Origin of the sequence: Methylobacterium sp. E-041 (assembly GCF_022829665.1) — a bacterium.
GTDB lineage: Bacteria > Pseudomonadota > Alphaproteobacteria > Rhizobiales > Beijerinckiaceae > Methylobacterium.
In genome coordinates, this window is sequence record NZ_JAKSYQ010000157.1 from 1 (window position 1) to 13,239 (window position 13,239).

Genomic DNA, 13,239 nt, shown 5'->3' on the forward strand with positions numbered 1-13,239 from the left:
CCTGGATGCCTACAACTTCGCTCGGCGGCTCAAGACCCTACGCGGCCTTACTCCGTATGAAGCGATCTGCCGGGCCTGGGCAGACAATCCAGACCGCTTCAGATACGATCCAACCCATCTCACCTCGGGACTGCACAGCTAGGCGTTGGTGATAGTCCGAGGGGGGATCGTTCGAAATGCTCATAGGCTGGCCTACGCAGGTCGAGAGCACTCGGTTTCACCACGGCCTGTTAGATCGATCCCGCTGGTTTTGACCGGGGCAACCCCAGATCCGTCAAACCAAGCCCCTGCGCCAAACCGATCGCAGCCTCCAGTGAGAGATCGTTGCTAGTGCCTTGTTCGATGGCCTCGATAACACTCGGATCGGTCCCTAGGAGGCGTGCAGCACTGATCAGATCCAAACATAGCTTGGCACGCGCCGGTCCCGCATGGTGGGCAAGGTTCCGAAACAGAACTCGCCTCCGTTCCGCTGTTTGTTCCATGCACACTGCATGAGTTCCTGGTGAACGACGAATTGCCGCTCTCCGAGCATAGCTGTTTAGGCCCGACATCCCCCTACCTGTGGTTGATCCCCTGCCATTCCTACAACGCAAGGAACCCAAACCGATGCCGTGTTCATCGCAGAGATCACGAGGCATAAGGATCTAAGGACTGCACTCAGGAACGTTCACTCAACAAGTGCATCTAAGAACTGCTCTGAAACTGTCTTCCTTTTAATGAAAGCTTCTGCAGTCGAGGTCCGCATCAGCAGACTATGTTCCGTGGACTAATATTGATGATTATCTCCAGATAGGCAGCATACCAGTCTTGCAATTAACGCTATAGCTATTTTATACCAAAAATTAACCATCATATAAATCAAAATAATTATATTATCTAAATATAAATCGCTATGGAATTTTAACTATAAGCATGAAATACGATATATATATCAAACTATGTTATATCATCGAACCCCTTATCCTGCATATGACTGCCAGATTATTGCTATATTATGAGATAGGCATCGTGCTTCAACGTTCTCGCTCTCGTCGTCTGTGGGCACCAGTGTTAGTCTTGGCTACGGTCACAGCCCTAAGTGTCGCTCTGCCAGCCTGGGCAGCGCTATCCACGGTGGTCCGTGTGGTTTTGCAAAAAGGACGCCACTACGATCCGAAGGATCTGTTCCTTCAACGAGGCGCCACGCTTGTACTCGTGAACGGCGACGATGTCGCCGTGCACCATGCCTTCATCGAGGCTGATCGCCTCCGCTTCGATGGCGGTGATCAGGAACCTGGCTCAGAGCGCACACTGAAATTGACAGAGGCCGGTGCCTTCGTGGTTCGATGCGGCATCCACCCAAAAATGACGCTTACCATTCATGTGCAGTGAGCATCCTATCCGGTCGTAGCATCGGGGACATCGTGAAGCGGTACGCCGGGGCCGCGGGCTTCGATCCCGCTGCGTTCGGCGGGCATTCCCTGCGGGCCGGGTTCGTAACGACGGCGGCCGAGCGAGGCGCGGACCTCGCCCGGATCATGGATTAGAGCGGCCATCGCGATCCGCGCACCGTGGTCGGCTACATTCGCCGGGCGAACGCCGTCAAGGGGCACTCGGAGAGCGAGTTTCTGTAAGCCGTCTGTCTGAACAAGAGGTTGGGCCGGCATAGGCTGCGACGGCTAACCACGCAGTGAGTCAGGCTCGATATCTGAACTGTCGGGGTCGGGTGCGGTTATGGAAACACAACCAAGGAGCCCCGCGATGTCCGCACCCACCAGCCTGAAAGAAGTCTACCTCGACGAGATGCAGGATCTCTGGTCGGCCAACGACCAGATGGTGAGGGCTGCCCAGCAGCTCACCGGTCAGGCGAGTGACCCCAAGCTAAAACAGATGCTGGAGCACTCAGTCGGCGGCATCCAGAAGCACACCGACGTGCTCAAGAGCCTAATCCAGGCCAATGGCGGCGAGACCAAGCCGGAGCATTGCAAGGGCATGGAGGGCCTCGTCGCGGAGGCGCTCAAGCACGGTATCAAGGAGGCGCCGAGCGACGGCAAGCTGCGCGACGTGCAGATCATCGCCCAGTATCAGCGCATGTCGCATTACGGCCTCGCGGGCTTCGGCTCGGCTGCCGCCTACGCCAAGGCGCTTGGTCGCAGCGACGACGCGGCCAAGCTCAAGCAGGCGGTCGACGAAATCTACAAGGGGGATACGATGGCCAGTCAACTGGCGGAGAGCGTCGAGCGGGCAGCAGCGTAGGTCGCAGCCTCTTCCACCTTCAGGCGCAAGGTCAAATTGATTTATAGCCAAAAGGCGCCCGGTCGACCGCCGGGCGCCATGTCCGTGTAATGTGATGCCAATCTGGCGCGACCACCGCTCGTCAGAAGCTAGGCTTGACCTTCCTCGGCAGCCGTGTCTGGATCGTTTGGCTTCTTCTGCGCCTCGGCCACCGGATCTTTGCTCTCAGGCTCACTCCCGGTAGTTGAGTCTGGGACGTTCACGCCCGTGATCGGCACGGTGGGTGGAATGGTAGGCTCGTGATCGCTTCCAGCCATGACCTGATGCTCCCTTACCCGAAGGTACCGTTCAGACGGCGCTTGGAATGCGGCAGCGCTGTGAAGGTGTACGCCAGCGCAGAAAATTGGTTGCTCAGCGGCCTTAGGCCACCTCGGAGATCGTCTCTCCCGTCTCAGCAGCCTAAACGGCTGCCTTGCGCCGCAGCTGGCCGAGGCCGAGTGAACGCGCCAGGTCGGATCGCTTGACCGAGTAGGCGGCCGATACGATGGGGTAGTCAGACGGCAGGCTGTACTTCGCGCGGTAGCTCTCCGGTGTGAGCCCGCGAAGCGTTAGGTGGCGCTTCATCGTCTTGTAGGTCTTACCATCCTCGAAGCTGACCATGCCGTCCGGCGTGATCGACTTGCGGATTTGGGCCGGCGTCGGCTTCTCAACGGCGGGCTCGGCTGTCTCCTCCTTGCCAAGGCCAGATAACGCCGCGTGCACGGAGGCGATCACACCAGGCAGCTCACTCAACGACACTCGGTTGTTCGAGACGTACGCTGCGACGAGGTCCGCTGTCATTTCAAATTCGTCCCGCCCCGAAACGAGCATCGCACCACCAGTCATGTTACTATCCTCGGAATACCTGTCACTCCGCATAACAACTTACTAAATTAGACGTCAAGCTTTTGTTAGGGATATCGCATTAGGAGTTTTTTAGATTTTCTGAGGTTGGACGATGCGGGTTCTGCTAATCGAGGATGATGCGTCGGTAGCGCAGAGCATCGAGCTGATGCTCAAGACGGCCGGGTTCAATCCTTTCGTCACCGATCTCGGTGAGGAGGGAGTCGATCTCGGCAAGCTCTACGATTACGACATCATCCTGCTCGACCTGAACCTGCCTGACATGTCGGGCTATGAGGTGCTTCGCAGCCTTCGCCTCGCCAAGGTCAAGACCCCGATCCTGATCCTGTCGGGCATGGCCAGCATCGAGGACAAGGTGAAGGGCCTCGGCTTCGGCGCCGACGACTACCTCACCAAGCCGTTCCACAAGGACGAGCTCGTGGCCCGCATCCACGCGATCGTCCGCCGCTCGAAGGGCCACGCCCAGTCGGTGATCACCACCGCCGACCTAATCGTGAACCTCGACCAGAAGACCGTCGAGGTCGCCGGCTCCCGCGTCCACCTCACCGGCAAGGAGTACCAGATGCTGGAGCTCCTCTCGCTGCGGAAGGGCACGACGCTGACCAAGGAGATGTTCCTCAACCATCTCTACGGCGGCATGGACGAGCCCGAGCTGAAGATCATCGACGTGTTCATCTGCAAGCTGCGGAAGAAGCTCGCCAACGCCAGCCAGGGCAAGAACTACATCGAGACCGTCTGGGGCCGCGGCTACGTGCTGCGCGAGCCGATGGACGCCGAGGAGCGCATCGCCGTCTGATCCTCGCCCGCCCCGGCTCTTCCCTCTACAGGCACCCGCGGATCGCTCCGCGGGTGCCTTCTTCGTTGCGGCGGCCGGTTTCGCCGCTCGGCCGGTCGACGGTCGTGCTTGTCTTCGGGCCCAACCAGGGATATCCACGCTGCCTGCGTCGGCGGCCCCGCACATCTCCGTGCGGACCCGAGATCGGCGCCGAGGAGAGACGAGCCTTGGCCAGCGCCGGCTCAGCACCCGTCATCGTCGAGGCCGCGACCGCGGCGTCGCTGACGCGCGCCCTCCGCTCGCTTCTGCTTACCCGCCCCTGAGGGCCGTCCGGGCGTTCGCCTGGGCCTTCAGGGGATCGCATGGCCGACCTCACAGGCTTCGAAGGCCGCCCGATCCGCTCGGCGGGGGCGCGCCGCGACAGGGTGGACAACCGATGACCAGCGTTTCCGAGACGAAAAAAGACCGCGTCGTGATCTTCGACACGACGTTGCGCGACGGCGAGCAATGCCCGGGCGCGACCATGACCCTCGACGAGAAGCTCGCCGTCGCCGAGCTGCTCGACGCGATGGGCGTCGACGTCATCGAGGCCGGCTTCCCGATCGCCTCGAACGGCGACTTCGAGGCCGTCTCGGAGATCGCCCGCCGCGCCAAGCGCGCCACCATCGCCGGGCTCGCCCGCGCCATCCCCGCCGACATCGCCCGGGCCGGCGAAGCGGTGCGGCACGCCCGCCAGGGGCGCATCCACACCTTCGTCTCGACCTCGCCGATCCATCTCGCGCACCAGATGCGCAAGACCGAGGACGCGGTCGTCGAGATCATCCTGAAGACGGTGGCGCAGGCCCGCGACCTCGTCGCCGACGTCGAGTGGTCGGCGATGGACGCGACCCGCACGCCGATCGACTACCTGTGCCGCTGCGTCGAGGCGGCGATCAAGGCCGGCGCGACGACGATCAACCTGCCCGACACCGTCGGCTACGCGACGCCGGGCGAGTACCGCGCGATGTTCGAGGCGGTGCGCGCGCGCGTGCCGAACGCCGACAAGGCGATCTTCTCGGTCCATTGCCACAACGATCTCGGCCTCGCGATCGCCAACACGCTGGCCGGCATCGAGGGCGGCGCGCGGCAGGTCGAGTGCACGATCAACGGCATCGGCGAGCGCGCGGGCAACGCGGCGCTGGAGGAGGTGGTGATGGCGATCCGCACCCGCTCCGACGTGCTGCCCTACGAGACCGGCATCGAATCGACGATGCTGACCCGGGCCTCGAAGCTCGTCAGCCACGCCACGAACTTCCCGGTGCAGTTCAACAAGGCGATCGTCGGCCGCAACGCCTTCGCGCACGAGAGCGGCATCCACCAGGACGGCATGCTCAAGCACGCCGAGACCTACGAGATCATGACCCCGGCCTCGGTCGGCCTCACCAAGACCAACCTGGTGATGGGCAAGCATTCCGGCCGCGCCGCCTTCCGCTCGAAGCTCGACGAGCTCGGATTGAGGTTGTCCGACAACCAGCTGCAGGACGTTTTCGAGCGGTTCAAGGCCTTGGCCGACCGCAAGAAGAACGTCTACGACGAGGACATCGAGGCGCTGGTCGACGAGAATCTCGCCACCGCGCACGACCGCATCCGCTTGGTCTCGCTCTCGGTCATCGCCGGCACGCGCGGGCCGCAGCGCGCGACCATGAAGGTCGCCGTCGACGGCAAGACGCTCACCGAGGAGGCCGACGGCAACGGGCCGGTCGACGCGGTCTTCAACGCGATCCAGGCGCTGGTGCCGCACGAGGCGCAGCTCGAGCTCTACCAGGTCCACGCGGTCACCGCCGGCACGGATGCCCAGGCGGAGGTCTCGGTGCGGCTGAAGGCCGGCGAGCGCTCGATCACCGCACGCGGCGCCGACCCCGACACCCTCGTCGCCTCGGCCAAGGCCTACCTTTCGGCGCTGAATAAGCTCTCGGCCTCGGCCGTGCGCCTCCACGCGCAGCACGCGGCGGCGGAGTAGGCCGAAAACCGACCGGCCCGGGGGAAAATTCCGGCTCGCGGGCAAAAACCGCGAACACGGGGTGGACAGCCCCCGGCCCGGTTGGTATCAGCCCGCATCGCAGCGGGACTTGGTGGACCGCGGCGGATCGCTCAATGCGATCGGGCGCATAGCTCAGTTGGTAGAGCAGCTGACTCTTAATCAGCGGGTCCTAGGTTCGAACCCTAGTGCGCCCACCAAAGGATTCCGAACTTCGATGATGTGAGGGCAGGACGCGGTCGCGCGTGCTGCCCTTCTTCGTTTGGTCCGGCGCCAGCGATCACGCGTGTCTCGCCGATTCGGCCTCGCGCCTGCATTCTGCATGCAGTTTGGCCCGGGCCTTGCTGGATCCCGCCGTCAGCGTGGAGCCGGTGATGGATGCGGTTGCGAACGGCCGGGACGTGCAGCTCGCCCTGCGGGGCATCCGCAAGGCGTTCCCGGCGAAGGGTGGTGCCGTCCCGGTGCTCGACGGGCTGAGCTTCGACATCTACGAGCGCGACTTCGTCAGCATCATCGGGCCGTCCGGCTGCGGCAAGACCACGGTCTTCAACGTGATCGCCGGCCTGCTCGAGCCCGACGAGGGGACGATGCGCTTTCGCGGCGAGATCGTGCCCGGCCTGTCCGGCCGCGTCGGCTACATGATGCAGAAGGACCTGCTGTTCCCCTGGCGCACGGTCCTGCAGAATGTGATGCTCGGCCTGGAGATGAAGGGCGTCGACGCCAGGGCCGCCACCGAGACGGCACGGGACTACCTCGCCCGCTTCGGCCTGTCCGGCTTCGAGAACGCCTACCCCAAGACCCTGTCAGGCGGCATGCGGCAGCGCGCGGCGCTGATCCGGACGCTGATCATGGATCCGGACATCCTGCTCCTCGACGAGCCGTTCTCGGCGCTCGACTACCAGACCCGGCTCTACCTCGAAGGCGTGCTGCTCGACGCGGTCGAGACCTTCCACAAGACCGTCGTGCTCGTGACCCACGACATCGACGAGGCGGTGGCGCTCTCGAAGCGCGTCGTGGTGCTGGGCAATCGCCCGACCCGGGTGAAGGCGGTGCACGACATCGCGCTCAGCGATCGGTCGCCGATCGGCGCCCGCAGCGATCCGCGCTTCTCCGAGTATTTCAACACGCTCTGCGGCGAGCTCGACATCCAGACCAGCGCGAGGGCGGCCTGATGGCGATCCAGATCCTATCCCACGAACAGGCACCGCCGGAGGCGGCGAGCCGACCGACGCCGCCGGCCCGACGCCGCCGGCCCGGTGCCCTGGCACGGGCGATCAACACCACGCTCGGGCGCGGGCTGATCCAGCTCCTCGCGGTGGCCGTGTTCTTCGCGGCTTGGGAGGTCGCGGTCGATGCCGGCTGGCTCACCGAGTTCCTGGTCGGCGCGCCCTCGGGCATCTGGCGGGTGTTCGTCAAGAGCGTGCTCGACGGCAGCCTCGCCCACGACACCTGGCTCACGGTGGTGGAGGCCATCCTGGGCTTCGTGATCGGTACCGCGATCGGCTCGGTCGCGGGGCTCGGGCTCTGGTACTCGGTGCTGGTGGCGCGGATCGTCGAGCCGTTCATCGTCGCGATCAACTCGGTGCCGAAGATCGCGCTCGCCCCGATCGTGATCCTGTGGTTCGGCACCGGGTTCGTCTCGAAGGTCGCGCTCGCGGTCTCGCTGACGGCGCTGGTCGCGCTGATCGCGGCGTACCAGGCCGCCCGGGACGCCGATCCCGACCTGCAGGCGCTGCTGGCCTCGATGGGCGCCTCGAAGAACCGGATCTTCCGCTCGGTGATCGTGCCGTCGACGCTGCCGGCGATCATCGGGATGTTCCGGATCAACATCGGCTTCGCGCTGGTCGGCGCGGTCGTCGGCGAGTTCATCTCGTCCCAGGCCGGGCTCGGCCACCTGATCTACAACGCCTCGTCGCTCTACGACCTCAACGCCGTCTGGGTCGGGCTGTTCGTGCTGATGTTCGTCGGCTTCCTGCTCTACCACGTCATCGATTTCGCCGAGCGCCGCATCCTGCCGTGGCGGCAGGTCGACACCGCCGGCAGCGTCCAGGTCTGAGTTCCAAGCCGGCGGAGCGCGGCTCGCCGCGGCCGTCCGCCCCGCCCTTCCCGCCAGCAGAACGAGAGCCTTCCGATGATCCAGCGTCGTCCCCTCATCGCGACCGTCGCCGCGGCCTGGCTGATGGGGGCCCTGCCCGCCTCGGCGGCGGCGCTGAAGGCGACCGTGAGCCAGGCCTTCCAGTCGATGCTCTACCTGCCGCTCTACGTCGCCCTGGACGAGGGCCTGTTCGAGAAGGCCGGCATCGACGTGACCAAGGAGACGGCCGGCGCGCCGAGCGTCGCGCTCTCGGCGGTGATCTCGAAGAGCGCGCAGTTCTCGATCCACGGCCCGGAATGGACCGCGGTGGCGGCCTCGAAGGGCGCGCCCGTCGGCGTCATCGCCAACGTTGTCAACGGTGCCGCCGTGTGGATCGCGACGACGCCGGACTTCGTCTTCAAGGACGTGAAGGACCTCAAGGGGCAGACCATCGTCACCGGGTTGATGCCAACGACGAGCACCTCGCTATTCCTCAAGCTCTTGAAGGAGAACGGCCTGTCGAAGGACGACGTGACGCTGACGCAGGTGCAGCTCGGCACCGAGCCGGGCCCGTTCCTCGCCGGCCAGGCCAAGGTCGCCGTGCTGTACGAGCCCGGCCTCGATCAGGTTGCCGCCAAGGGGATGAAGGTCGTCCTCGGCTTCCCCGAGAAGTACGGCCCCTACGCCTTCTCGGCGGTGAGCGCGCGCAAGGATGTCGATCCGGCGGTGGCGCAGGCCTTCGTCGACGGCATGCAGGCGGCGATCCGGCTGATGCAGTCCGATCCGGCCAAGGCGGTCGCGGTGGCGAGGAAGGAGTTCCCCAACCTCGATCCGACCGTGGTCGAGGCTGCGGTCAAGCGCATGATGGGCGACAAGGTCTATCCGGAGAGCGTCGACATCACGTCCGATGCCCTCAAGATCGCCCTCGATACGCAGATCGCCCTCGGCAACCTCGCGGCCCAGCCGGACTACGCCACCTTCGTGCGGCGCGATTTCATCACCAAGGCGATGGCCGGCCAGTAGCGCTCGGTGCCGTCCGCGATCTCAGCGCGGATGGTCCCCCGGCTCAGCGGGTGGCCGGACGCGACGATCGGAGGGACTTCGCTGCCATCGACGCGCTCGGTGGCAGATCGTTCGCGCTCGGAACCGCCGCGTCCTTCTCCGGGACGGGGCCGGGCTTCTTCGCATCCCGCCCGCGCTCGAAGCCGTAGCCGAGGTTCACGCCGGCATAGGCGCCGGTGAAATCCTCGGCCCTCGCCTGCTGCGCCGTGGCGAGGGCGAGCAGGATGCCGAACGGTACGGCACGACGCATGAGATGTCTCCGATTGTCGTCCCGGAACGCAAAACGGCGGCCCCGTGAAGGACCGCCGTTTCCAATCGCATCGGGAACGCGGCGGAAGCGAGGCCGCCGCGTTCGCCAAAAATGCCGCTGATCAATCGTCGACGTTGATGCTCTGAGCCTCGCGGCCCTTCTGGCCGTCGACCACACCGAGCGTCACGGTCTGACCCTCGGCAAGCGACTCGAGGCCGGCCCGCGACAAGGCGGAGCGATGGACGAACACGTCCTTGCCGCCGTCGTTCACCGACACGAAGCCGAAGCCCTTGGCCGGGTCGTACCACTTCACGGTGCCCTGCATCTCGGTCGAGGGGCCCGAGGCGACGCGGCCACCGCCGCCGTAACCGCCGCCGCCGCCACCGAAGCCGCCACTGGCGCCGCCGTAACCACCGCCGGCACCGTAGCCGCCGGCGCCGCCGAAACCGCCGGCGCGCGGGGGACGCGCATCGCGCATCTCGCGCCGGGGCGGAGCCGCCTCGGCCGTCGAGGTGTCGACGCTGGTCACGTTGGTGACCTGCGGACCCTTCTGGCCCTGCGCGGTCTGAACGGTGAGCCGGGTGCCCGGCAGCAGGTCGTCATGGCCGGCTGCCTCGACGGCGCGGATGTGGAGAAAGGCGTCGCCCGAGCCGTCGCCGAGCTCAACGAAGCCGAAGCCCTTCTCCTTGTTGAACCACTTGACCGTGGCATCGCGCTCCGGGCCCGTAGGGGCCGCCGCAGCCCGGGGAGCGCCGCGATCGAAACCACCGCCGCCGCCACCGAACCCGCCACCGCCGCCGCCGAAGCCGCCGCCACCGTATCCGCCGCCACTCGGGGGAGCCTGATCAGGCCATCTCGGCTCTGCGCCACCCTCATCGAAGCCGCGCTTCTGCGGCCCCCGGAAATCACGACCACGTCCCATCGAAAGCTCGCCAAAAACCGTCCGCCGACCACGTCTCGAATACCGCGTGCGCGCCATCCCAGACAGCTAACGCCCCGCACTCCCATTACCCCCGGTCGCGGTAACCAAGAATAACGCCTCAGTCCTGACGCAATTGGCCGTTGACCGCAAGGACCTTGTTGTCGATCCGCTCGGAGTTCCATCACTTTCTCGTCGTCGTGAAACCCAGGCTTGCAGAGCGCGCCGTGTTAGGGAAGCGCAAAGGCCGGGCGCGTATGCAGAGGGACAGGCTCCCGCATCCGCCGGGGCCCGCGTGCCGCCCCCTCGATGATCGCGACCCCGACCTTCCCGGACTTCTCCGCCCTCGTGGTCGACGAGAGCCTCTACATCCGTCGAATCGTGCGCGACATGCTGATGCGCGTCGGCATCAAGCGGGTGCTGGAGGCGCCGGACGGGGCCGAGGCGCTCGGCGTGCTCGCCGAGAGCAAGCCCGACCTGACGATCATCGACTGGGACCTGGCGATCCTCTCGGGCGAGGAGTTCATCCGGCTGGCACGCACGCCCTCGACCTCGCCTTGCCCGACGATTCCCATCATCCTGATGCTCGCCCAGCCGCGTCGGAACGTCGTCGACCGCGCGATCACCCTCGGCGTCAACGAGATCATCGCGAAACCGTTTTCGCCCAAGACGTTGTGGTCGCGCCTCGACGAGGTGATCAACCGGCCGCGACCCTACTCCCAGGTGAAGAGCCTGCTGCGGCCGACCTCCCGCGCCGCCAGCCTCGCCAAGGCGATGGCCTGACGCGACCGCGTGATCGCGCATCGCATCCGATGTCTCGGCGGCCGGGTCTCGGCGTCGGGCGCATGGTTTTCGATCCTCGTCGCCGGCTGCGGTCGCGCCGACGGCCGTGGATGCAGTCCCGGCATTCGTGAACGGGACGTTGCAGTTCGCTGCCGAGCGAGTAGGGTCGAGCGTGAATGATGGCCGGGCGGTTCGCCGGGGCCAGGGATGGGAAAGCGCGGCGACGCCGATGAGGGACGAGAGTGGCGCGACCGCGCCGGCCCGCCCCCAGGGCGCGCCACCGGCAGGGGCACCCGGTTCCGCCCCCGCGGTCTCGCATCGCGACGTGCGCCGCAACGCCTACGCGGCCCTGGATCTCGGCACCAACAACTGCCGCCTGCTCATCGCCGAGCCGTCCTCGCACGGATTCCGGGTGATCGACGCGTTCTCGCGCATCGTCCGGCTCGGCGAGGGGCTCGGCAGCTCCGACCGTCTCAGCGAGGCGGCGATCGAGCGGACGATCGACGCGCTGCGGATCTGCAAGGGGAAGATGCGCGCCCGCGGCGTCGGGCGGGCCAAGATCATCGCCACGGAGGCCTGCCGGCTCGCCGTGAACGGTGCCGAGTTCGTCGCGCGCGTGCGGGCCGAGGTGGGCCTCGATCTCGAGATCGTCGACCGGCAGACCGAAGCCTATCTCGCCGTCACCGGCTGCGCCGCGCTCGCCGACCCGCAAGCCGAATCGGTGGTGATCTTCGACATCGGCGGCGGCTCGACCGAGATCGCCTGGCTCGACGGCTCGGCCGCCAACCCCTCGACCGATCCGACCCTGCGCATCCGCGCCTGGGATTCGCTGCCGGTCGGCGTTGTCACCCTGGCCGAGCGCCACGGCGGCTCCGAGGTGACGCGGATGATGTTCGAGGGCATGGTCGAGGAGGTGGCCGAGATGCTGGGCCCCTTCGCGATCCGCGCGGCGGCCGCGGCGACGGCGCCCGGCTTCCACCTGCTCGGAACCTCCGGCACCGTCACCACCATCGCGGCGATGCACCTGCGCCTCGTGCGCTACGAGCGTCGCCGGGTCGACGGGCTGTGGATGAGCGACGCCGAGGTCGCCGGTGCGATCGACGACCTGCTCGACACGCGGCTCGACCAGCGGGCGGAGAACCCGTGCATCGGCCGCGACCGCGCCGACCTGGTCCTCGCCGGCTGCGCGATCCTGGAGGCGATCCGCCGGGCCTTCCCGGCCGAGCGCCTGCGCATCGCCGATCGCGGCCTGCGCGAAGGATTGTTGATGAACATGATGCGGGAAGACGGCGTGTGGCGCCGCGGGGGCTACCGGTGACCGACAGGCGTGGCGGAGCGGGCGCGACGGGCGGAGTCCGCGGCGATCTCAAGCAGCGGGTGAAGACCGGGCGCGGGCGCACCCATTCGCAGAAGAGCTGGCTCGAGCGCCAGCTCAACGATCCCTACGTCCAGCGGGCCAAGCGCGAAGGATACCGCTCGCGGGCGGCCTTCAAGCTGATGGAGATCGACGAGCGCTTCAAGCTGCTGAAGCCCGGCCAGCGCATCGTCGATCTCGGCGCCGCCCCCGGCGGCTGGTCGCAGGTCGCGGCGAAGATCGTTGGCGAGACCGGCCGCATCGTCGGAATCGACCTGCTCGAGATCGAGCCGATGCCGGGCGTCGAGTTCATCACCCTCGACTTCCTCGACCCCAAGGCGCCGAGGCGCCTCACCGGCCTGCTCGGCGGCCCGGCCGACCTCGTGCTGTCCGACATGGCCGCCAACGCCACCGGCCACAAGAAGACCGATCACCTGCGCATCATCGGGCTCGCCGAGACCGCGGCCGAGTTCGCCCGGGAGGTTCTGGCGCCCGGCGGCGCCTACCTCGCCAAGGTGCTGCAGGGCGGCACAGAGACCGCGTTGCTCACCGACCTCAAGCGCGACTTCTCCCTCGTGCGGCACGTCAAGCCGAACGCCAGCCGCGCCGATTCGAGCGAGCTCTACGTGCTGGCGACCGGCTATCGCGGGCCGACGCCGGCCCTCGCCCTCGCCGAGGCGGACGGGGACTGATTCGCGGCGCTGCGCCTGCTGCGCGCACGGGCGGTCCGGCTCGAAACGCCGGTGCCGTGGCACCCATGCCGGCTCGGAGACCTGCCGCGAGAGCCTATCGCCCGACGCCCGCTGGCACTGCCGGGAGGCCTGGATCTCACGTCTCTCCGGCCCGTTCTCTGCGTCCGAGCGTATCCCGACCGGGTGAAGGCCGGAT

13 protein-coding genes, 1 tRNA gene and 1 pseudogene are annotated in these 13,239 nt (G+C 66.4%); 12 read left to right on the plus strand and 3 right to left on the minus strand.

Features of this window, described 5'->3' with window-relative positions:
• The 3 genes and pseudogenes from MKK70_RS14405 to MKK70_RS14415 form a co-directional block, all read left to right on the plus strand.
• Positions 1–142 (plus strand): annotated as a pseudogene (locus MKK70_RS14405) (IS481 family transposase); the annotation flags it as partial.
• 770 nt (positions 143–912) lie between these two features.
• Positions 913–1,371: a hypothetical protein gene (locus MKK70_RS14410; protein WP_243948561.1), complete on the plus strand. Its 459-nt coding sequence runs from the start codon at positions 913–915 to the stop codon at positions 1,369–1,371.
• 369 nt (positions 1,372–1,740) lie between these two features.
• On the plus strand, positions 1,741–2,235 hold the full coding sequence (locus MKK70_RS14415) for a ferritin-like domain-containing protein (RefSeq protein ID WP_243948562.1): 495 nt from the start codon (positions 1,741–1,743) through the stop codon (positions 2,233–2,235).
• A gap of 438 nt (positions 2,236–2,673) precedes the next feature.
• Here the strand turns inward: MKK70_RS14415 and MKK70_RS14420 are convergent, their stop codons facing one another.
• Positions 2,674–3,084 (minus strand): MucR family transcriptional regulator, encoded by a 411-nt coding sequence (locus MKK70_RS14420; protein WP_279603656.1) that lies wholly within the window; start codon positions 3,082–3,084, stop codon positions 2,674–2,676.
• A gap of 127 nt (positions 3,085–3,211) precedes the next feature.
• Here MKK70_RS14420 and ctrA point away from each other — a divergent pair, with 127 nt between their 5' ends.
• From ctrA to MKK70_RS14450, 6 genes are all read left to right on the plus strand, one after another.
• Positions 3,212–3,913, plus strand: a complete 702-nt coding sequence (gene ctrA, locus MKK70_RS14425) for a response regulator transcription factor CtrA (protein WP_243948566.1) — start codon at positions 3,212–3,214, stop codon at positions 3,911–3,913.
• Between the two features lie 415 nt (positions 3,914–4,328).
• Positions 4,329–5,891 (plus strand): 2-isopropylmalate synthase, encoded by a 1,563-nt coding sequence (locus MKK70_RS14430; RefSeq protein WP_243948568.1) that lies wholly within the window; start codon positions 4,329–4,331, stop codon positions 5,889–5,891.
• A 142-nt stretch (positions 5,892–6,033) separates the two neighbouring features.
• Positions 6,034–6,109 (plus strand) — tRNA-Lys (locus tag MKK70_RS14435).
• Between the two features lie 174 nt (positions 6,110–6,283).
• Entirely contained in the window at positions 6,284–7,081 is a 798-nt protein-coding gene (locus MKK70_RS14440) for an ABC transporter ATP-binding protein (RefSeq protein WP_147843016.1), read from the plus strand.
• Complete coding sequence (locus MKK70_RS14445; RefSeq protein WP_243948570.1) at positions 7,081–7,965, plus strand: ABC transporter permease; 885 nt, start codon at positions 7,081–7,083, stop codon at positions 7,963–7,965. Before MKK70_RS14440 ends, MKK70_RS14445 begins: the two co-directional genes overlap by 1 nt.
• Before the next feature lie 75 nt (positions 7,966–8,040).
• Positions 8,041–9,006 (plus strand): ABC transporter substrate-binding protein, encoded by a 966-nt coding sequence (locus MKK70_RS14450; protein ID WP_243936249.1) that lies wholly within the window; start codon positions 8,041–8,043, stop codon positions 9,004–9,006.
• 43 nt (positions 9,007–9,049) lie between these two features.
• Here MKK70_RS14450 and MKK70_RS14455 read toward each other — a convergent pair whose 3' ends face one another.
• On the minus strand, positions 9,050–9,295 hold the full coding sequence (locus tag MKK70_RS14455) for a hypothetical protein (RefSeq protein ID WP_243948572.1): 246 nt from the start codon (positions 9,293–9,295) through the stop codon (positions 9,050–9,052).
• 121 nt (positions 9,296–9,416) lie between these two features.
• Positions 9,417–10,217, minus strand: a complete 801-nt coding sequence (locus MKK70_RS30650; RefSeq protein ID WP_279603653.1) for a cold-shock protein — start codon at positions 10,215–10,217, stop codon at positions 9,417–9,419.
• Between the two features lie 306 nt (positions 10,218–10,523).
• Here MKK70_RS30650 and MKK70_RS14470 point away from each other — a divergent pair, with 306 nt between their 5' ends.
• The 3 genes from MKK70_RS14470 to MKK70_RS14480 all read left to right on the plus strand — a co-directional run bounded on the left by MKK70_RS14470 (position 10,524) and on the right by MKK70_RS14480 (position 13,043).
• Positions 10,524–10,997: a response regulator gene (locus MKK70_RS14470; protein WP_147729085.1), complete on the plus strand. Its 474-nt coding sequence runs from the start codon at positions 10,524–10,526 to the stop codon at positions 10,995–10,997.
• Positions 10,998–11,226: 229 nt separating this feature from the next.
• On the plus strand, positions 11,227–12,315 hold the full coding sequence (locus MKK70_RS14475) for a Ppx/GppA phosphatase family protein (protein ID WP_147729084.1): 1,089 nt from the start codon (positions 11,227–11,229) through the stop codon (positions 12,313–12,315).
• Positions 12,312–13,043 (plus strand): RlmE family RNA methyltransferase, encoded by a 732-nt coding sequence (locus tag MKK70_RS14480; protein WP_243948574.1) that lies wholly within the window; start codon positions 12,312–12,314, stop codon positions 13,041–13,043. Before MKK70_RS14475 ends, MKK70_RS14480 begins: the two co-directional genes overlap by 4 nt.
• The last annotated feature ends 196 nt before the right edge of the window (positions 13,044–13,239 follow it).